Annotated in this window: 22 protein-coding genes and 1 riboswitch; of the genes, 21 read left to right on the forward strand and 1 reads right to left on the reverse strand. The window is 53.3% G+C overall.

What is annotated here, in order from left to right; genetic code table 11:
• Positions 1-317: 317 nt before the first annotated feature.
• Entirely contained in the window at positions 318-965 is a 648-nt protein-coding gene (locus BUB68_RS08780; RefSeq protein ID WP_073090229.1) for a YigZ family protein, read from the reverse strand.
• Between the two features lie 204 nt (positions 966-1,169).
• Here BUB68_RS08780 and BUB68_RS08785 point away from each other — a divergent pair, with 204 nt between their 5' ends.
• The 21 genes from BUB68_RS08785 (at position 1,170) to yqeK (ending at position 20,682) form a co-directional block, all read left to right on the forward strand.
• Positions 1,170-2,537, forward strand: a complete 1,368-nt coding sequence (locus BUB68_RS08785; protein ID WP_073090232.1) for an amino acid permease — start codon at positions 1,170-1,172, stop codon at positions 2,535-2,537.
• A gap of 208 nt (positions 2,538-2,745) precedes the next feature.
• Entirely contained in the window at positions 2,746-3,312 is a 567-nt protein-coding gene (locus tag BUB68_RS08790) for a hypothetical protein (RefSeq protein ID WP_073090235.1), read from the forward strand.
• Between the two features lie 2 nt (positions 3,313-3,314).
• Positions 3,315-4,637, forward strand: coding sequence for a secretin N-terminal domain-containing protein (locus BUB68_RS08795; protein WP_073090237.1), 1,323 nt, complete (start codon positions 3,315-3,317; stop codon positions 4,635-4,637).
• Between the two features lie 36 nt (positions 4,638-4,673).
• On the forward strand, positions 4,674-5,345 hold the full coding sequence (locus BUB68_RS08800) for a response regulator (RefSeq protein WP_073090240.1): 672 nt from the start codon (positions 4,674-4,676) through the stop codon (positions 5,343-5,345).
• Positions 5,346-5,579: 234 nt separating this feature from the next.
• Positions 5,580-6,245, forward strand: coding sequence for a precorrin-2 dehydrogenase/sirohydrochlorin ferrochelatase family protein (locus BUB68_RS08805; RefSeq protein WP_081371936.1), 666 nt, complete (start codon positions 5,580-5,582; stop codon positions 6,243-6,245).
• Entirely contained in the window at positions 6,199-7,515 is a 1,317-nt protein-coding gene (gene hemA, locus BUB68_RS08810) for a glutamyl-tRNA reductase (RefSeq protein WP_073090243.1), read from the forward strand. The genes BUB68_RS08805 and hemA overlap by 47 nt, the downstream gene beginning before the upstream one ends.
• Entirely contained in the window at positions 7,478-8,416 is a 939-nt protein-coding gene (gene hemC / locus BUB68_RS08815) for a hydroxymethylbilane synthase (protein WP_073090246.1), read from the forward strand. Before hemA ends, hemC begins: the two co-directional genes overlap by 38 nt.
• Positions 8,417-8,436: 20 nt before the next feature.
• Complete coding sequence (gene cobA / locus BUB68_RS08820) at positions 8,437-9,945, forward strand: uroporphyrinogen-III C-methyltransferase (protein ID WP_073090249.1); 1,509 nt, start codon at positions 8,437-8,439, stop codon at positions 9,943-9,945.
• Positions 9,946-9,962: 17 nt separating this feature from the next.
• Entirely contained in the window at positions 9,963-10,949 is a 987-nt protein-coding gene (hemB, locus tag BUB68_RS08825; RefSeq protein ID WP_073090252.1) for a porphobilinogen synthase, read from the forward strand.
• On the forward strand, positions 10,942-12,255 hold the full coding sequence (hemL, locus tag BUB68_RS08830; protein WP_073090255.1) for a glutamate-1-semialdehyde 2,1-aminomutase: 1,314 nt from the start codon (positions 10,942-10,944) through the stop codon (positions 12,253-12,255). The genes hemB and hemL overlap by 8 nt, the downstream gene beginning before the upstream one ends.
• A 48-nt stretch (positions 12,256-12,303) precedes the next feature.
• Positions 12,304-12,406, forward strand: a riboswitch (purine riboswitch).
• A gap of 79 nt (positions 12,407-12,485) precedes the next feature.
• Entirely contained in the window at positions 12,486-13,817 is a 1,332-nt protein-coding gene (locus tag BUB68_RS08835; protein WP_073090257.1) for an NCS2 family permease, read from the forward strand.
• A gap of 343 nt (positions 13,818-14,160) precedes the next feature.
• Positions 14,161-14,472 carry a 50S ribosomal protein L21 gene (rplU, locus tag BUB68_RS08840; protein WP_014425460.1) on the forward strand — a complete coding sequence of 104 codons (312 nt, stop codon included), beginning with the start codon at positions 14,161-14,163 and terminating at the stop codon, positions 14,470-14,472.
• Between the two features lie 3 nt (positions 14,473-14,475).
• On the forward strand, positions 14,476-14,784 hold the full coding sequence (locus BUB68_RS08845) for a ribosomal-processing cysteine protease Prp (protein ID WP_073090260.1): 309 nt from the start codon (positions 14,476-14,478) through the stop codon (positions 14,782-14,784).
• Positions 14,785-14,803: 19 nt separating this feature from the next.
• The gene (rpmA, locus tag BUB68_RS08850) at positions 14,804-15,094 is read left to right on the forward strand and encodes a 50S ribosomal protein L27 (RefSeq protein ID WP_026761230.1); all 291 of its coding nucleotides are present in this window, start codon (positions 14,804-14,806) and stop codon (positions 15,092-15,094) included.
• A 205-nt stretch (positions 15,095-15,299) separates the two neighbouring features.
• Positions 15,300-16,580: a GTPase ObgE gene (gene obgE, locus BUB68_RS08855; RefSeq protein WP_014425457.1), complete on the forward strand. Its 1,281-nt coding sequence runs from the start codon at positions 15,300-15,302 to the stop codon at positions 16,578-16,580.
• A gap of 30 nt (positions 16,581-16,610) precedes the next feature.
• Positions 16,611-16,913 (forward strand): ribosome assembly RNA-binding protein YhbY, encoded by a 303-nt coding sequence (yhbY, locus tag BUB68_RS08860; protein ID WP_014425456.1) that lies wholly within the window; start codon positions 16,611-16,613, stop codon positions 16,911-16,913.
• Positions 16,914-16,932: 19 nt separating this feature from the next.
• Positions 16,933-18,063, forward strand: coding sequence for a glutamate 5-kinase (proB, locus tag BUB68_RS08865; protein WP_073090263.1), 1,131 nt, complete (start codon positions 16,933-16,935; stop codon positions 18,061-18,063).
• Between the two features lie 27 nt (positions 18,064-18,090).
• Positions 18,091-19,344, forward strand: a complete 1,254-nt coding sequence (locus tag BUB68_RS08870; protein WP_073090266.1) for a glutamate-5-semialdehyde dehydrogenase — start codon at positions 18,091-18,093, stop codon at positions 19,342-19,344.
• Entirely contained in the window at positions 19,344-19,505 is a 162-nt protein-coding gene (locus BUB68_RS15265) for a hypothetical protein (RefSeq protein WP_178139500.1), read from the forward strand. The genes BUB68_RS08870 and BUB68_RS15265 overlap by 1 nt, the downstream gene beginning before the upstream one ends.
• The gene (nadD, locus tag BUB68_RS08875) at positions 19,502-20,107 is read left to right on the forward strand and encodes a nicotinate-nucleotide adenylyltransferase (RefSeq protein ID WP_073090269.1); all 606 of its coding nucleotides are present in this window, start codon (positions 19,502-19,504) and stop codon (positions 20,105-20,107) included. Before BUB68_RS15265 ends, nadD begins: the two co-directional genes overlap by 4 nt.
• Entirely contained in the window at positions 20,104-20,682 is a 579-nt protein-coding gene (yqeK, locus tag BUB68_RS08880; RefSeq protein ID WP_256625848.1) for a bis(5'-nucleosyl)-tetraphosphatase (symmetrical) YqeK, read from the forward strand. The genes nadD and yqeK overlap by 4 nt, the downstream gene beginning before the upstream one ends.

Genomic DNA, 20,682 nt, shown 5'->3' on the forward strand with positions numbered 1-20,682 from the left:
AGCACATCGATGTTCTTGTTACAGGAGAACCGAGTTCGTGTCAATTGCCAAAATCGTGACGGGGGGCGAACGGGGGAGTGCTTTTTCTGTGGGAGCGACCGTCTGAGCGCAGCGAAGACCGGCCCGACGTAGGCAGCAGCTAAAGAGCACGCTGAAAGACGCGCCGCTGGCCTGCCCGGCGCAATCCAGCTAAACATCTCTAACCTTACAGGGAGGGTCGTTTAGCGGAAACAGAAAAAGCACTCCCCCGTGAACCCCTGCTGCGTATGAACGGGATACCTTCAGCACGAACTAAACTACAAACTGCAATTTGCTTTTCAGGGCTTTTCGATTCGGATGGGGATGCGTTGTTCGGATTCGGATGAAAGTTTTGCCCTGCCTGCGGTCATATTGGTGATGTCTTCTGTGACCTTTTCCAGTTCAGAGGGGGCAATGAGCAAGTGCAGGGTGACGCCCTCGCCGTAGTCGGCCTCCAGGCTGCGCAGTTCGTTCTGGCGCATATAGTGTTCGATGGTGGCGAGGTGTTCGTAGCCGACAGCTACATCGAGCTGGGAAAAGGGCGTCATTTCCAGTATAGTGGCAGCTTCAATGCCGAGAGCTGCTGCATGGGAGTAGGCACGGATCAGGCCGCCTGCTCCTAATTTGATACCGCCGAAATAGCGGGTGACCACCACGACGATATTGGTCAGCCCGTTTTTTTTGATGGCTTCCAGGATGGGATTGCCTGCGGTGCCGCCGGGCTCGCCGTCATCATTGGATTTCTGTTTGTCCGCCTTTTCTCCCAGCACATAGGCAGAGCAGTTATGGCGGGCATCGAAGTAGCGCTTCTTGATGGCTGTGATGAATTCCCGGGCTTCCTCTTCTGTATCTACATGGCGCAGATGGGTGATGAACTTGGATTTCTGTATTTCATAAAGCGTTTCCACGCGGTCGTCAATTTCCTCAATGGTACGATAGCTATGCATAAGACCTCCTGATTTCACGAAAAATTATCTCTTTCTAGTATACCTATTGTATACATGGAAAAAAAGGGCGTTTGGACAAAAAAATTTATGGTAATTCAACTGGATTTGTAGTATTCTTAGCTTATTATATGAAGCATCGCGGATGGCAGCAGCTATACAAATCACAGAAAGCAGCGGTGCTGGGAAGGTTGTGTTATTAAGTCCATGAACGAAACAAAAATGAACAGAGGTCTGAAGAACAGGCACTTGCAGCTGATCTCCCTCGGCGGGGTCATCGGCAGCGGCTATTTCTTGGGGACGGGGTATGTGCTGGAGCAGGCAGGGCCTGCGGCGGTGTTGGCGTATCTGCTGGGGGGCATCATCGTGCTCTGCGTGATGCTTTGCCTGGCGGAACTGGCGGTGGAAAAACCCATTTCGGGTTCTTTCGTCACTTATGCCCGGGAGCATATCTCTCCGACCTGGGCCTGCGGGGTAGGCTGGGCCTACTGGCTGACCTGGGTGGCCTATGTGCCCTCGGAAATGATTGCCGCAGGCATCATCATGAATCTCTTTTTGCCGGCGGTGAGCCAGCTATGGTGGGCGGTCTTTTTCAGCCTGCTGGTGACCTGTATCAATCTCTTTCATGTCGATAAATTCGGGGAAAGCGAATCCTGGCTGGCGCTTATCAAGATTATTGCGCTGATGGCGTTCAGCGTGGTGGCGGCGCTGATCTGTTTCGGCCTTATCGGCGACCAGGGCTATATCGGGGCCAGTGTGCTTTTGGGTAGCGGTGGCTTTGCCCCCAACGGTTATTGGTCCATCGTACTGACCATGGTGATTATCCTCGTGAACTTTCAGGGTACGGAAATCATTGGTCTGGCGGCTGGCGAGTGCAAGGATCCTGCCAAGAGCATTCCCATCGCTGTGCGCAATGTGACCTGGCGGATCATCGCACTCTACATCATTCCAATCACTTTGCTGGTTTCCATCCTGCCCTGGGATAAGGCTTCACTGGAGGAAAGCGTCTTTGCGGCGGCTGTGAATCAGTATGGCCTTACGGGATTTGGCGCGTTCTTTGCCTTCGTCATCCTGACGGCGGCGATTTCCTGCTCCAATTCCGGTTTGTATGGCGCGGCGCGCGCTATGCATGCGCTGGCGAAGATGGATATGGCACCGAAAGCCTTCGGCACGCTCAATAAGAACGGCATGCCGGCTCATGCCATCTGGATTTCCATCTGCGCCTGCTGGGCGGTCATCATGCTCTATGCCTTCAATCCGGATTCGGTGATCTACACCTATCTGCTGGCGGTATCGGGCTTTACCGGTGCCATTGCCTGGATTTCCATCTGCTGGAGCCAGTACCGCAGCCGCAAGGCTATGATTGCGGCAGGAACGGAAGACAGTCTCAAGTACAAGACGCCGCTGTTCCCCTATGTGACCTTGTTTGGCATCTGGTCGCAGGTCATCTGCCTCGTCATCATGGTGTTCATGCCGGATCTGCGGGAAGCATTCTTCACCGGTGTCCCCATGCTGATTGCACCGATGGTGTGGTATAAACTCCGCGCCAGACGGCGGGCGGCGTTAGCTCGCTGAAATAAAACTGTATTGGTTTTCATCTATATAGGAACATGCCCGTGGGCTGGTGATGCTTTTTGGTAAGAGTATCACCAGCCCACGTGGTTTATGTGTGAAAATCGTAGGAGGGAGTGTGTTGCTTTCCTTATATTATAGAAAAATGTGCATAACAGGTGTATAATAAGATTAAATCACTCCATCGATTGCAGGTAAAGAAGGCGAGAGTATGGATTTACAGGATGCGAAGCAGCGCAGGTTGAGAGTATGGGGGAGTGTTTTTCTTTTGTTGACAGCGGGAGCAGGGGCTTATCATGCCAGTAGGGCAGAGGAGCCCCCGCTTGTATTGCAGCAGAAACCGGTGCAGGAGGAAGCAGAGGTGCCAACTGGCATAATAGGCTTGCAGCAGGCTGATGAGGGAAAGGCGCTGCGCAATCCATTTTCTTTGCTGCATGAACGGGAAGGAGAAATACCGGTTCAGGCAGTGAAGGGGGCGGAGGTGAAGCAGGCGTCATCACACCCTGATATACAGAAGATTGCAATTAAAAAGAAAGAAGCGAAAAAAATACCTGCACAACCAAAGAAAAGAGCGGATTTTGTCCTCCGTGGAATCGGGGAAGGTGCTGGTGGGCGGCTGGCACTTCTGCAGACTGCTGATGACACAGCGGCTGTTGCCGTAGGGGAACATGTGAGTGGCTGGCAGGTCACAGCTGTGGGGAGCAATACGGTTACGCTGGTGCGCGATGGGCAGGTGCTGGAGTTGCCGCTGACGATGTCTGATATGGGGGCGAACTGAAGATGAATCTCGTGAAGCGTTTAGGGATGCTGCTGGGGGGCATTTTTCTCTGCGGGCAGAATCTGGCTGGAGCAGCACCTGTGCATATTCAAGTCCAGCATGCAGCTACCAGTGCCGTGCTGATGTCCGTTGCCAGGTTAGGTGGTCTGAACCTTTTGCTGGCAGACAATATTGGCGGAACCGTGACGGTCAATGTTCAGGAAGAACCTGAGGCAATCCTGAGATTTTTGACTGCTTCACAGGGGTTGTTGCTGGAAAAATATGACAATGTCTATGTGGTGACCACACCAGAACGGAGCAATGAACTCAGAAGCGTGCATGTCTATAAAGCCAGATATGCTTTGCCGGCTGATTTGGCAAAAGTTGCAAATTTATCTTTGGGAGAGGCAGGAAAAAAGTCCCAAACGCCGAATGATAATAAAGCGAGTAAGAAAAGTAAATTGGAAACGTTAAAAAAGGGTACAGAGGAGCGTCCTGCCAGAGTGATGGTGGACGAGGCTGCCGGGGCGGTAATCTTTTATGGCACGGCGGCTGAGGCGCAGAAGCTGCGGACTGCTCTGGAGCAGGTGGATGTGCCGGCCAAACAGGTGAGCATAGAAGCAAAGGTAGTGGCACTGTCCAAAAGTGCGTCCAGGAATTTGGGCGTGGAATGGGAGTGGTCAAAACTACCACAGTATCCGGAACGTAAAAAAACATATCATTACGCGGGAAAAAACAATGAACGGGTAGATTATGAAACCAATCGCCGTTATAATGGAAAGACGGATGAAATTCCCGGGGTCATCCAGTTCGGTCATGGGCCGGAGGGGCAGCCCTTTGAATTTTATTTTGGTTTGAAGCTCAATTCCCTGATAGCGGATGGAAAGGCTAAAATCCTGGCGCGGCCCAATATTACGACCATTCAGGGGCAGGAAGCCGTCATCAAGATCGGCGGCGAGGTACCTGTGCCCACCCAGACCATGACAGAAACGGCAACCACCAACACGGTGACTTACCGGCAGGCGGGGATTGTCCTGCGGTGCACGCCACGGGTGAATGCGGATGGCCGGATTACGGTAGAGGTGCATACGGATGTGAGTACGCCGGAACTTGTGACCGATTTGAAGGCGTTCCGCTTCCAGCGGCGCAGCGCTGATACCACTGTGCGGCTGCGGGACGGAGAGACCATGGTCATTGGCGGGCTTATTGGCAGTGAGGAATCCCATAGCCTGAGCAAGCTTCCCTTTTTTAGTGATCTGCCCATTTTAGGTGCTTTTTTCAAAAATATCAGACATAGTCATGTTGAGTCTGAGGTGATGATCTTTCTGAAGGCTCATGTGCTATAATATATGGATTCAATGTTAATAACGGAGGAAACGATTATGGCGATTAAAATTTTGATAGCAGACGACCATGCGCTTCTACGACAAGGAATAAAGAGAGTCCTGAATTTCGAGGATGGTTTTGAGGTTATCGGTGAGGCTGAGGATGGCCAGGAAGCGGTAGCCAGAACGTTGATGCTGCAGCCGGACGTGCTCTTGCTGGACATCAATATGCCGGGACTCAACGGACTGGAAGTCGTGAAGCAGCTGAAGCAGGCAGAATGTGAAACGCGTATCATTGCGTTGACAATCCATGACAGTGATAATTATATCCTGGAGATGTTGAAAAATGGTGCATTGGGATATCTGCTGAAAGATGTGGAACCCGCTGTGCTGATCAAGGCGATTCACGTGGTCAATGGCGGTGATGCCTTTGTTTATCCGGAATTGGCGGAAAGGCTGTTTGGCAGTGCTAATGTTACGGATGATTTGGAAAACCGGGCCAAGGAAATGCTCGATGAAAGCCGGGGAGAACGTCTGACTGCCCGGGAAATGGATGTACTGGAGTGCGTGGCTAAAGGTTTTTCCAATCAGGATATTGCCAAGGCCTTGGGGCTCAGTGAAAAGACGGTCAAGAACCATATGACCCGGGTTTTGCGTAAACTAAAGGTCGAAGACCGTACGCAGGCTTTGGTCTATGTACTGAAGAACAAGATCATTTCGCTGGAATAAGGGGAAATATCTGCAGGCATGCTCCTGTTTCAGCACGGACATTTCATAGATTTTGGCATATAGCCTTCCCTTTTGGGGAAGGCTTTTTGTTTGTTATGCAATTTATGGGATGTCCGTGTGTTTTTATGGATTTCTGCTTTTTTTTCGTGCCGGTATAAGGTATAATAGTAATAGTAGAAAAATATGAATCCGATTCGTAATTGAGAGGTATTCACAAAAACGTAGAAGGTGATTATGGTGCTGTATCCGCTGAATCTCAATCTGGCTGGTAAGGCCTGTGTAGTTATTGGCGGCGGACAGGTGGCTGGCCGGAAAGTCAGGGATTTGCTGGCAGCAGGGGCCAGGGTTACCGTTATCGCACCGGCACTGACGGAAGGATTGCAAAAGTTGGTGGCAGCGGGACAGGTGGTATGGCAAAACAGTGTTTTTCATCCTGGAATGCTGCTTCCTTTGCGTCCGTTATTGGTGTTTGTTACATCCAGTGATAAAGAAGCGAATCATCTGGCTATTGCTGAGGCCAAAGAGATGGGAGCTTTGGTCAATGCGGCAGCGGCACCAGAACAGACGGATTTTTCAGTTCCTTCCAAGGTGGCGCGGGGGGATTTCCTGTTGACCATCTCTACCGGGGGCGGGAGCCCCGCCTTTGCTAAACTCCTGCGTGAGCGGCTGGAGAATGAATACCCGGATTGTTTTGGCGAATTTTTGGCACGGTTGAATGTATTGCGTCAGGAAGTAAAGGGGAGGCCGGGCGGCAGCCGGGAGCATGAACGGCTCTGGCGGCAGGCCCTGACGCAGGATGTGATTGATTTAGTGAGAGCAGGTCATTTGGACCAAGCGGAGGAAGAGGTAAGAAATGGAATTATTGATGCTGGGATTGAACCACAAGACGGCACCCGTTGATGTGCGTGAGCGTTTTTCCATTCCGAAAGCGGCTGTGAAGAGTGGTTTGGCTAATTTAGGAAAGTATGAAGGGATTTTGGAGGCTGTGGTGTTATCCACCTGTAATCGCAGTGAGATGTATGCGGTGGTGGAGAATCCTGAAAGGGATTTAGCGACACTCAAACAGTTTCTCTTTGATCTGACCGGTAATGAGGAGGATATTGATGAATATCTTTATCATTATGCAGATGAGGCCTGCGTGCAGCATCTGTTTCAGGTAGCTTCTAGTCTGGATTCACTGGTATTGGGGGAAGGACAGATCCTTTCCCAGGTGAAAGAGGCCTATGCCATGAGCCGGGAGGCGGGTACTACGAGCACGGTGCTCAATACGCTCTTCCATCGGGCGATTGCCACGGGCAAGCGGGTGCGTACGGAAACCCGCATCCAGTTCAATTCCGTATCCGTGAGCTATGCGGCGGTGGAGCTGGCAAGAGAGGCCTTGGGCGAACTTCATGAAGCAAGCGCCTTGATCTTCGGTGCCGGGAAGATGGCGGAACTTACGGCGCAGCATCTGATTTCACATGGGGTCAAGAAAATCTATGTGACCAACCGTCATATCGAGCGGGCGGAGCTGTTGGCGGCGCAATTCGGTGGTGAAGCCGTGTTGTTTGAAGAGGCGATGAAACGGGCTGTGGATGTGGATGTGATCGTGACTTCCACAGGCGCGCCCCACTATGTGATCAAGCCTTGGGAAACCCGCCAGCTTATGAGCAAGCGAAAGGGAAGACAGTTGTTCCTGATTGACATTGCTGTGCCACGGGATGTGGACCCCGAAGTCGGGGAAATCAAAGGTGTGACCCTTTACAATATCGACGCGCTGGAAGAAGTGGTGGATGAACATATCGAGGAGCGCCGTCACGAAGCCAGACAGGCAGAAAAAATCGTGCAGGAAGAAGTCGATTCCATCATGGAACGCTTCCAATATCTGTCCTTCCGTCCGCTCATGGCCAGGCTTTCTGACCGCTGCGAGCGCATCCGCGCCCGGGAGGTCAAGCGGGCCAGCTCCAAGCTGCCGGATCTCAATGAAGAACAGTGGCGGCAGGTAGAGCATATGAGCCGCATGATTGTGCGCAAGATCCTGCGCATGCCCATGATGAAGCTGAACTCCGCTGCAGGTACAGAAAACGAGCAGTTCTATATCGAGGCCATGCGGGCGCTCTTTAAATTAGATACGATAGGAGAGACGGCAAACAGTGAAGAACACGATTGTTATCGGTACGCGCAGCAGTAAGCTGGCGTTATGGCAGGCAGAATATGTGAAAGGCCGCTTGGAGGAAGAATATCCGGAGTTAAAAGTTGAATTGAAGCTTATGACTACCAAGGGGGATAAGATCTTGGATGCCCCCTTGGCCAAGATCGGCGGCAAGGGGCTTTTTACTAAGGAGCTCGAAATGGATATGTTGGCAGGTGGTATCGATTTGGCGGTGCACAGCCTCAAAGATATGCCCACAGAACTGCCGGAAGGCTTGTGCCTTGCTGCCATCACCAAGCGTTTCGACCCCGGTGATGCCGTGGTCAGTCCAAAATTCAAGACATTTGACGCGTTGCCTTGTGGCGCAAAAGTAGGTACATCAAGCCTGCGCCGCAAGGCACAGCTTTTGCATGCCCGTCCGGACCTCAATATCTGTGACCTGCGGGGCAATGTGAATACGCGCCTGGCCAAGCTCGAAAGCGAAAACTTCGACGCCATCATCCTTGCCGTGGCCGGCCTCAAGCGGCTGGGCTTTGGTGAGCGCATTACCGAGGTATTGCCTCGGGATATGGTACTGCCCGCTGTCGGGCAGGGCGCGCTGGCTATCGAGACCCGCGAGGACGATGAAGAGATGCGGAAGCTGCTGGCGTTCCTCAATGATGAGGCCACTGTGCATTGCGCCAAAGCGGAACGTGCGTTCCTGGGCAGGGTAGAGGGCGGCTGTCAGGTGCCCGTGGGCGTCTATGCCGTGCCCGCAGGCAGTGACGGGATTCAGGTAGAAGCCGTGATTGCCTCGTTGGACGGCCAGCGCCTCTATCGGGACAAATTAGACGGTCAGGCCGTTGACGCCGAAAAACTCGGTGTGACTCTGGCTGAAAAGCTTCTCGCCGCAGGCGGGCAGGAAATATTGCAGGAAATCGGTTTGCTGCAGGATAAATAAAACGAAAAGAGATGACATATATGGCAGGAATGGTTTATTTAGTAGGAGCAGGTCCCGGAGATTACCGGCTTATCAGCATGAAGGCAGTGGATTGCCTCAAAATGGCAGACGTCGTGGTTTACGACCGTCTGGCGGATGACCGTATCTTGCGCTGGGCGCCGGAGGATGCCGAATACATCTATGTGGGCAAAGCCTCCAGCAACCACACCATGAAGCAGGAAGATATCAATCAGCTGCTGGTGGACAAGGCAAAAGAAGGCAAATGCGTCGTGCGCCTCAAGGGCGGTGATCCCTTTGTCTTCGGCCGGGGTGGCGAGGAAGGACTGTTGTTGCGGGAAAACAACCTGCCCTTCGAGATTGTGCCGGGCATCACGTCGGCCATTTCCGTGCCAGCCTATGCGGGCATTCCCGTGACCCATCGGGCCGTGGCCACATCATTTGCCGTGGTGACGGGGCATGAAGATCCCACCAAGGGCAAGAGCAATATGCGCTGGGAGCATCTCTCTACCGGTGTGGATACGCTGGTATTCCTGATGGGCGTGGCCAATCTGCCGCATATCACGAGCAAGCTGATCGAGAACGGCCGCAGTGCCGATACACCAGCCGCTGTCATCCGCTGGGGCACCAAGCCGGAACAGCGTACGCTGATTACCACCGTGGGCAAGGCCGCCGAAGATGTGGCGAAAAACGGCATCAAGCCGCCCGCCATCTTTATCGTGGGCGAAGTGGTCAAGTTGCGCGACAGTCTGCAGTGGTTCGACAATCTCTCCCAGCGTCCGCTGTTCGGCAAGCGGATTCTCGTGACGCGGGCCCGCAGTCAGGCTTCCCAGCTGACGGCTAAGCTGGAGAATCTCGGGGCAGAGGTCATTGAGGCGCCGGCGATTTCGCTGGCTGACCCTGCGGATAACTATGCCGCACTGGACAAGGCCATTGGCCATGTGCAGGATTACCATTGGCTGATTTTCACCAGCGCCAATGGTGTAGGCCGTTTCTTTGCCCGCCTCTTTAAGGCGGATAAAGATGCCCGTGCGCTAGGCTATGCCAAGATTGCGGCTATCGGTTCAGCTACGGCAGAGAAACTCAAACAGTACGGTATTGTGGCCGATGTTATCCCCGGTGAATACCGGGCTGAGGGCATTATTGAAGCTCTCAAGGGCAAACTGCCGCCTCATGCTAAGATCCTCATTCCCCGGGCTGAGGAGGCAAGGGAAATCCTGCCGGAGAAACTCAGGGAAATGGGCGCAGAAGTCGAAGTCGCCGCCGCTTACCGCACGGTCTGCGGTCAGGTGGATGGCGAAGCGCTGGCCGCTGAAATCAAAGACGGTCAGTTCGATATGGTGACCTTCACGAGTTCTTCCACCGTAAAGAATCTGGTGGAAATCATCGGTTCGGCAGATTTGCTCAAGGATGTCAAGACTGCCTGCATCGGCCCCATTACAGCCGAAACGGCCAAGTCCTTAGGGATTGAGCCGGATATTGTTGCCAAAGAATATACCATTGATGGCCTTGTGGAGGCTATCTGCAAATAATAGGAGATGTTATAGTCATGTATGAACAGAAACTCCGTCCCCGCCGTATGCGCATCAGCCCCGCTATGCGGGCTATGGTGCGGGAGACCAGCCTTTCGGTAAAGGATTTTGTCTATCCGCTGTTTGTTGTGCCGGGCGAAAAAGTCCGCGAGGAAATTCCCTCCATGCCGGGCTGCTTCCATCTGTCCGTGGATGAAGCGGTCAAGACGGCCAAGGAATGCTGGGAATTGGGCATTCCGTCTGTGGAAGTCTTCGGCATTCCTGAATACAAGGATGCTGATGGTTCCAGTGCCTGGGATATGACCAGCCCTGTTCAGCGCGCCATCAAGGCCATCAAGGCTGAGGTGCCGGAACTTATGATTGTGGGCGATGTCTGCATGTGCGAATACACCGACCATGGTCACTGTGGCCATCTCGAAGGCCACTATGTGGATAACGACAAGACGCTGAAACTCCTGCAGAAGGTAGCCGTGTCCCAAGCCCAGTGCGGCGTGGATATCATCGCGCCTTCCGACATGATGGATGGCCGTGTGGCCGCCATTCGTGAAGCCTTGGATGAAAATGGCTTCCAGAATGTCTCCATCATGAGCTATGCTGTGAAATACGCTTCGGGCTACTATGGGCCTTTCCGTGATGCCGCTGACAGTGCGCCGGCTTTCGGTGACCGTCGTCAGTATCAGATGGACCCGGCCAATGCCCATGAGGCTATCAAGGAAGTGGATCTCGATATTGCCGAAGGTGCCGATATCATCATGGTAAAACCCGCTTTGGCTTATCTGGATATCGTGCGTCAGGTGCGCGACCATATCCATCATCCTGTGGCGGTCTACAACGTCAGCGGTGAATATGCCATGGTCAAAGCGGCTGCTGCCAATGGCTGGATTGATGAGAAGCGCATCGTGATGGAAACCCTGCTGTCCATGAAGCGGGCTGGTGCCGATATCATCATCACCTATCATGCCATGGATGTGGCTCGTTGGTTGAAGGAGGATGCAAATGCTTAATCTGGAAAAATCTGCCGCCGCCTTTGCCGAGGCCAAGGAACTCATGCCTGGCGGCGTCAACAGCCCCGTGCGTTCCTATAAGAGCGTGGATTGCAATCCGCCCTTTATCGATCATGCTTTAGGGGATAAGATCTACGATATCGACGGCAATGAATACATCGACTATGTGGGCTCCTGGGGGCCGATGGTCGTGGGCCATGCCCATCCCAAAGTCGTGAAGGCCCTGCAGGAAGCCGCCACCCGCGGCACGAGCTACGGTGCTCCCACCTGCATTGAATCGGAACTGGCCAAGCTGGTCATGGAAGTCTATCCTTCCATTGAGACCATCCGCATGGTCAACTCCGGCACCGAAGCCACCATGAGCGCTTTGCGCCTGGCGCGCGGCTATACGGGCCGGGAAAAGATCGTGAAGTTCATCGGCTGTTATCATGGCCACAGCGATAGTCTGCTGGTCAATGCCGGTTCCGGCATGGCCACCTTCGGCGTGCCGAGTTCGCCGGGCGTCACGAAGGGCACGGCGCAGGACACCATTTCCGTACCTTACAATGATGTGGAAGCCATCACGAAGGTCATGGATGAAGTGGGTGACGAGGTTGCCGCTGTTATCGTAGAGCCGGTGGCCGGCAATATGGGGCTTGTCCTGCCGCAGCAGGGTTATCTGCATAAACTGCGTGAACTCACGGAAAAGCATGGCGCTCTGCTGATTTTTGACGAAGTCATGTGTGGTTTCCGTGCGTCCTTGGGTGGTGCGCAGGCGGCTTATGGCATCACGCCGGATTTGACCTGTCTCGGCAAGATCATTGGCGGCGGCCTGCCCGTGGCGGCTTATGGCGGCCGCAAGGATATCATGGCCAAGGTTTCCCCGAGCGGCCCTGTCTATCAGGCGGGCACTCTCTCCGGCAATCCGCTGGCCATGACCGCAGGCCTGGCTACGCTGCAGATCATCACGGCTGAGCCGGAAGAAGGCAAGGCAGATTACAGCCGTGAGCTGACCCTTAAGACGAAGAAACTGCTCCTTGGCTGGTTGGAAAAGGCCAAGGAAGCCGGCGTCACGATTCAGGCCCATCAGGCTGGTTCCATGTTCGGCATCTTCTTCAGCGATAAGGATGTGCTGAACTATGAGGATTCCTGCAACGCCGACCAGGAGAAGTTCAAAGTCTGGTTCAAGGCCATGCTGGAGCAGGGGATCTATCTTGCGCCCTCCCAGTTCGAAACCCTCTTCATGAGCGGTGCACATACAGATGAAGACATCAATCGTACCATTGCTGCAGCCGAAATTGCCTTTGCCAAAGTGGCCGCAATGTGACAAAAAGATAAATTTTCTAATAAATTGACATATGTCCTGTTTTTTGCTATCCTGTTATCGTTAATTTCTTGTATAAGCCCATTGATATGGTATGGGCGTTTCTACAGGCAACCGTAAATTGTCATAGTCTACAAGAAGAACGAAGTATTTATGGACATCAATAAAGCTTCTTTTTTCTTGGCGGATTATGATAAATGGTCGGCCTAAGAAAGAGGAGGCTTTTATTTTTTATGCAAGTGCAAGCAAGTCCGTCTTTCCTGGAGCGCTTCTTTAAGCTGCGGGAAAAGGAAACCACGGTGCGGACGGAAATCATCGCTGGTTTCACCACCTTTATCGCTCTGGCGTACATCATGTTCGTCAACCCGAACATCCTCGCGGATGCCGGTGTCCCCAAAGAGGCGGCCATCGCATCCACCATCTGGATCGCGGCGCTCTCCACGATGATGATGGGCGTGTTCGCCAATTACCCGGTGGCGCTGGCACCGGGCATGGGCCTTAATGCGTTCTTTGCTTACTACGTCTGTGGTGTGTTAGGACTCCACTGGACGGTGGCTCTGGGTGCGGTATTTTTCTCTGGTTTGCTGTTTTTGATCCTGACCATCAGCCATGTGCGTCAGGCCATCATCAATGCCGTACCGCAGAATCTGCGCGTGGCTATCGGTGTGGGTATCGGTCTGTTTATCGCGTTTATCGGTCTCAAGGGTACGGGACTCATTGTCAGTGATCCTGCGACCTTTATCACCCTGGGCAATATCACGAAGCCGGAAACGGCATTGTCTCTGTTTGGCCTGATCGTTACGGGAGTGCTTATGGCCCGGGAAATTCAAGGGGCAATCCTCATTGGTATTATTGCTACCACGGTCTTGGCTATGGTGCTGGGGTATGCGCCGGTGCCGCACAGTTTTGCCGATGTCATCAGCACATCCTTGCCGCATATGGGCGAGACTTTTGGCAAGCTTGATATCGTTGGTGCCTGGAATTATGGCATTGTCTCCATTATCTTTACGTTCACGGTGGTAGAACTTTTTGATAATATGGGTACGCTGATTGGACTCACGTCCAAGGCCAAGATGGTCAAGCCCGATGGCAAGATTGAAAATCTTGACCGGGCTCTTAATACCGATGCAGTAGGTACGATTTTTTCTGCTATCTTTGGTACTTCTACCGTAACTTCTTACATTGAAAGTGCTACGGGAATTGCTGCTGGTGGCAAGACGGGGCTCACGGCAGTGACGGTAGCGGTATTGTTCCTCGTCTCCCTGCTGTTTGCACCGTTGATTGGTCTGGTGCCGGGGTATGCTACGGCTCCGCCGCTTATTTTGGTCGGTGCGCTTATGATGTCGGATGTGGAAAAAGTAAATTTTGCTGACTTTACCGACGGGTTGCCGGCATTTTTGACAATCATCATGATGCCGCTGACCTCGTCCATTGCCAATGGTTTTGCTTTTGGGTTCATCAGCTACGCCTTCATGAAGACCTTGTCCAATCGTCCTCGTGAAGTCAGCCCGATTATGTGGCTTGTGAGCATATCCTTTATGATCAATCTCTTTATGCGTTCCTGATTGCGCCATATACAAGCCTTCCCTGCGGGGAGGGCTTTTTTGTGGTTGGAAATAAAACAAGCCCGGCTTTCCAAAGAAAGTCAGGCTGCTTAGGACAGCAGGCTGGTTAGGCCTCTGTTTCCTCATGGGCGTACTGTGAAACCTATCGCAAAAATATTCTTCGCCAGTCACAGGATTTTCCTTGACAACCCACCGTGCCTATGCTACTATTACTAACTGTAGGCGCATGTAGTGCGTCTGATTTGGGTTTTAAAGCCCATCCCCAACCGCACAGCGGGGCTCGTAAAACAGCCATTTGGGGCTGTGCCGTAGCTGGCGAGTAATCTTTTAGGGAGGTGTTTTCATGTACGCAATTATCAAAACTGGTGGCAAGCAGTACAAAGTCGCTGAAGGTGATGTAATCATGGTGGAGAAGCTCTCCGCTGCTGAAGGCGAAGCTGTAGTGTTTGACGAAGTTCTGACGGTAGTAAACGACGGTGATGTCAAAGTTGGCAAGCCGGTTGTTGAAGGTGCCAAGGTAACGGGCAAGGTTGAAGCTCAGGGCAAGGACAAGAAGATTCTGGTCTTCAAGTACAAGGCTAAGAGCAACTACCGCAAACGTCAGGGTCATCGTCAGCCGTTCACGAAGGTTGTTATCGAAAAGATCGAAGCTTAATCCATGATTAAGGTGAAAATCTTTAAAGAGCCAGCGGGACGTATCGTTGGCTTTGAAGTTGCCGGCCATAGTGGCACGGCAGAGCATGGTCAGGACATTGTCTGTGCAGGAGTTTCTTCCTTGACGCAGACGGCGCTTTTGGGACTCGGCGAGCATCTGCATCGCGACTTGGATTATTCCGTAGCGAGTGGACAGCTCAAGGTGAGGCTCAAAGGGGCTCCTGATGAACTGACCGAGGCGATTTTACAAACAATGCTTCTAGGGCTGATGGAGATCGAGAAGCTCAGTCCAGAAGGTGTACGCATCATTTAAAGCGGCGGAGGTGAATTTGATGTTTACTTTTGATTTGCAGTTGTTCGCACATAAAAAGGGTGTTAGCTCCACGCGTAACGGTCGTGACAGCCATTCCAAGCGCCTTGGCGTTAAGGAACAGGCTGGTACGGTTGTAACGGCTGGCAGCATTCTGGTTCGTCAGCGCGGCACGCACTTCCATCCGGGCCACAACGTTGGTATCGGTAAGGATGATACCCTGTTCGCAAAGGTTGCCGGCAAGGTTGCTTTCGAGCGCAAAGGCCGCTACCAGCGTCAGGTCAGCGTTTATACGGCTGAAGAAGCTATGTAAGACATATAAGGATACCTGCGCTCTTTAGCGCAGGTATTGTTATATTATAAGGAACGGCGTTAGGTTGCGTTGTAGTGCATAAAGGCAAGAGCCGGTATTGAACGCAATGCCGGCTCTTGCCTTTGTGTATTGCAAATGCGTGGTGATACTTTTCTTTGGTGCAAAGAAAAGTACGAATTGACATTATATAAAAGATGGAGGAAATATGCAGTTTATCGATAGAACCCGCGTTATCGTGAAGGCCGGTGATGGCGGTCATGGTAAGTCGGCTTTCAGAAGAGAGAAGTTTGTGCCGAAAGGCGGCCCGTCTGGTGGCGATGGCGGCCGGGGTGGCGATGTCATTTTTGTCGTTGACCAGAACATGAATACCCTGCTGGACTTCCGTTTCCATCGGAAATTCACGGCCAAGAATGGTGAGAACGGGGACATCAAGAATCAGTATGGTGCCAATGCACCGGCTTGCTATGTGAAGGTACCGCCCGGAACGATCGTGAAGGACGAGGCTACGGGCAAGGTGTTGGCTGACCTGACAGAAATCGGTCAGGAGGCGGTGGTCTGCAAGGGCGGCCGCGGAGGCCGTGGCAATGCGAAGTTTGCCAACTCCGCCAACCGCACGCCGACCTTTGCCGAATTCGGTGAACCGGGTGAAGCCAAGAATTTGATTCTGGAATTGAAGCTTTTGGCTGATGTTGGTCTGGTAGGCTATCCGAGTGTAGGCAAATCCAGTCTCGTGGCCAGCTGTTCGGCTGCTCGTCCGGAGATTGCAGAGTATCATTTCACGACGATTACGCCGGTGCTCGGTGTGGTCAAGACGGACTATGAGAAGAGCTTTGTCATGGCGGATATTCCCGGTTTGATTGAAGGCGCCGCTGATGGTGTGGGCCTTGGTCATGACTTCCTGCGCCATGTGGAGCGCACGAAGCTGATCCTGCACATCGTGGACGCTTCGGGGCTCGAAGGCCGTGACCCCATTGATGATTACTACAAGATCAATGCGGAGCTCAAGAAATACAGCGAGAAAATTGCCCGCCGCACGCAGGTGCTGGTGGCCAATAAGATTGACCTGCCGGAAGCGCAGGAAAATCTGCCGCGTCTGCAGAAGCTGGCGGAGGAGAATGGCTTGAAGTTCTTTGCCATTTCTGCAGCTACCCGTGAGGGCGTGCAGGAGCTCATCGATTATACCGGCGAATGGCTCGACAATTATGTAGAAGAGCCGGAGACGGAAGATGAAGTCGTGGTCTATGACGAGAATGAGGAAGACCCGGACAAGATTACCATCACCCGCAATATCAGCGGTGAACTCGTGGTATCCGGCCAGAATATCGAGAAGCTCGTGAAGATGACCAACTTCCTCAACGATGAAGCCGTGCGCCGCTTTCAGTACATCTGGCGCATCAAGAATCTCGATGAGAAGCTGCGGGAAAAGGGTGCCAAAGAGGGCGACACCATCCATATCGGCGAGATGGAATTTGAATTCCGCGATTAAGATAAGTAAGGAAATACGGAGGATACCAATTTGTTAAGAAATTCATTGACGGGCAAGCAGAAGAGCTTTTTGCGCTCCATGGGCCAGAAGCTGGAACCGGTGGTCATGATGGGCAAGGAAGGGGTTACCCCCACGGTCGTAGAAGCTGCTCGGGAAGCCATCAAGAAACGTGAACTGATCAAAGTGCGTGTATTGCAGAACTGCATGGAAGAGCCGGAAGATGCCATCACGATGCTGGCGGAACGTGCCGATGTGAACCTCGTGCAGATTATCGGCCGCAACGGTCTGCTGTTCAAGCGCAACTACGACAAGCCGAAAATCGAACTGCCGTAATATAATCGGAGGCAAAACCATGGGAACTGCCAGAGAGCGTTTGCGTGAAGCCAAACGCATTGTGGTCAAGGTGGGCACCAGTACCCTGACACATGAAACAGGAAAATTGAATCTTCACCGCATTGACCTGCTCCTGCGGGAAATCGCGGACCTCAAGAATCAGGGCAAGGAAATGATTCTCGTATCATCGGGCGCTATTGCCGCAGGCCTGGGGAAATTGGGGCTTTCTCAAAAACCCGACACCATCCCGGAAAAACAGGCGGTGGCGGCAATCGGGCAGGGGGTACTCATGCATATCTATGAGAAGCTCTTTGCCGAATATGGGCAGGTGATGGGGCAGGTGCTCCTGACCAAGGAAAATTCCGTGCAGCATCATCAGTATATCCATTCCCGCAATTCGCTGTTGGCGCAGCTGGCCATGGGAGCCATCCCAGTCATCAACGAAAATGACGCCGTGGCGGTGGATGAGATCAAGATTGGCGACAATGACAATCTCTCGGCTATGGTGGCAACCTTGGTGGATGCCGATGCCCTGATCATCCTGTCGGATATTGAGGGTCTTTACACGGCTAATCCCGCTACCCATCCGGAGGCGGAACTCATTCCGGAGATTCCGGAAATCACGCCTGAGGTGGAAGCCATTGCCGGTGGTGCTGGTTCCAAGCTGGGCACCGGCGGCATGATGACCAAGATCCAGGCGGCGCAGGTTTCGATGAGTGCCGGTGTCACGATGGTCATTGCCTCCGGTTCACGGGAAAATGTGCTCCGGGATATTCTGCAGGGCCAGAATGTCGGTACGGTATTCCCCGCCAGGGAATCCCATCTGCGGGTGCGCAAGTCCTGGCTGGCTTTTGGCAAGCGCCTGGCCGGGGAGATAACCGTGGATGATGGCTGTGCTGCCGCCCTGCGGGAAAACGGTGCCAGCATCTTGGCTGCGGGCGTTACGGCCTGTGAGGGCGATTTTGCCGCCGGCAGTACCGTGCGGGTTTTGACACAAAGCCAGCAGGAAATCGCCCGGGGCATCGTGAATTTTAAAGAAGCGGACTTGCAGAAGATTCTCGGTCAGCAGACGGAGAATATCGGCAAGATTCTGGCCGGTGATGTACCTACAGAAGTAATTCATCGGGATAATATGGTATTGATGGTTTGATGTTTTTGTAGTACGGGAGGAATCGGATTGGATATTCAGCGCGAAGTACGCAAAAAAGCAGAAGCCGCCAAAGCAGCTTCCTATAAGCTCGGCACGCTTTCGACGAAGGTGAAGAATGAAGCTTTGCTGGCCATGGCCCATGCCCTGGAACAGCGCAGCAGCATGATTCTGGAAGCCAATGCCCAGGATTTGGAAGAGGCAAGGCAAAAGGGAGTCAAGCGTTCTTATCTGGATCGCCTGATGCTGGATGAGAACCGCATTGCCGGCATGGCCGAAGGCCTGCGGCAGACGGCAGCCCTGCCTGACCCGGTTGGTCAGGGGGATTACAGCACGATTCGTCCCAATGGCCTTTCCATCCGCCGGGTGCGGGTGCCTTTAGGCGTGGTGGGCATCATCTATGAAGCCCGTCCGAATGTCACGGCTGATGCTTTGGCCCTTTGCCTGAAATCCGGTAATGCAGTGCTGCTCAGAGGTGGCAGCGAGGCTATCCGTTCCAATATCGCCATCAGTTCTTTGCTCGCTGAAGCCGCCTACAAACATGGTATTCCCGAGGGGGCTATCCAGTTCGTGGACTTCACGGACAGGGAAGCCGTGGGAGTCATGACGCATCTGACGGGCCTGCTTGACGTCATCATTCCCCGCGGGGGCGCTGGCCTCATCAAGCGGGTGGTGGAGGACAGCTCCGTGCCTGTTATCGAAACTGGTACTGGCGTCTGCCATACCTTTGTGGATGAGAGTGCTGACCAGGCCATGGCGCTTGATATTGCCATCAATGCCAAGACCAGCCGTCCTTCGGTTTGCAATGCCATGGAAACCCTGCTGGTGCATAAGGACATCGCGGCTGGCTTCTTGCCGAAACTCTATGAAGCCATGACGGCGAAGAAGGTAGAGCTCCGCGGCTGTGAACAGGCGAAGGCCATCTGTCCGGAGATGCAGGCAGCAGACGAGGCGGACTGGTCTACGGAATACGGCGATCTGATCCTCTCTGTGAAAGTGGTGGATGATGTGACGGCGGCTATCGCCCATATCAACCGCTATAACACAGGGCATTCGGAAACTATCGTGACCAATGATTTGGGGAACGCTGCCCGCTTCCAGAAGGAAGTGGATGCCGCGGCGGTGTATGTCAATGCTTCCACCCGTTTCACGGACGGCTTTGAGTTCGGTTTCGGTGCGGAAATCGGCATCAGCACGCAGAAGCTTCATGCCCGCGGGCCGATGGGACTCATGGAACTCACCAGTTCCAAGTATCTCATCATGGGCGAGGGGCAGATTCGCTGATGTTTCGTTTATCCGGGTATTATCGTACTATGCGGCAGTATCTGGCTACGCCCAAGGGGGCTCATGACAGCCGGGATTATGCCCGGGCGGTGCTGCTCATCATGCTCACCATGGCAGTGGTTTATTTGATTCTATATTTTGTGGGAGGCGCAAGCCTGTGAAGGAACGCATTGGCCTGATGGGGGGCACCTTTGACCCCATCCATCTTGCCCATCTGCATATTGCCGAAGAAGCCCGGGAGGCTTTTGCCCTGGACCGGGTGCTCTTCATCCCTGCTGCTCAGCCGCCGCATAAACAGGGGCGCAAGATTGCCTCGGCGGCACAGCGTATCCGGATGGTGGAACTGGCCATTGCCGGCAATCCGCATTTTGCTATCGATTTGCTGGAAATGGAACGCAAGGGCCCATCCTATTCCTGGCTGATGGTGCAGGAAATGCAGCAACGGCAGGGCAGGGAGGCAGAACTGTTCTTTATCACAGGTTCGGACTCCATCAATGACCTGCCCACCTGGAACCATCCGCGGGAATTGGTCGGGGCCTGCCAGTTCATTGGCACTACACGGCCGGAAGTACCCTTTGATGATGCACTGTTATTGGATTTTTTTGGCCCGGAACTGCGGAGCCATATCCATGAATTGTCTGTACCCATGATGGAGATTTCTTCCACCCTGATCCGGGAACGGATTGCAGCCGGACGTTCCATCCGCTATCTGGTGCCTGAAGCCGTGGCTGATTATATCGGAAAAGAGGGTTTGTACCAATGAGTTTTGCTATGAGTTATGAAGAGATGCAGCAACTTTTGCAGAAAAGCTTGAAGCCCAGCCGTTATGAACATTCTTTGGGTGTAGCGGAAACGGCAGTGTTTCTGGCCCGGCGTTTTGGCGTGGATGAACAGCAGGCATGGGTTGCCGGCCTGCTGCATGACTGCGCCAGAGAGTTCCGCAATGAGGATCTGGTTGGCGAGGCCGAAAAGCGTCTAATCGTGGTGGAACCGTTGGAACGGCATATGCCCCTGCTCTTGCATGCCTACGTGGGTTCCCGTCTGGTCGCGGAAAAGTACGGCATCAATGACAATGCCATCGAGCAGGCCATCTGGCGTCATACCGTGGGCGGCCCGCAGATGACGGATTTGGACAAGATCATCTGGTTTGCCGATATGATCGAACCGCATCGCGATTATCCCGAGGTGGAGATGCTCAGGGAGCTGGCGAAAACGGCAAGTTTGGATGAAATGCTGTTGAAAGGCTTGACCGAGTCGATTGCCTTTGTCCTGAGAAAAGGTGGCCTCGTACATCCGGCCACTGTCATCGCACGTAATGAAATCCTGCTGAAAAAATAA

The organism is Pseudoselenomonas ruminantium, assembly GCF_900142515.1.
GTDB lineage: Bacteria > Bacillota > Negativicutes > Selenomonadales > Selenomonadaceae > Selenomonas_A > Selenomonas_A ruminantium_D.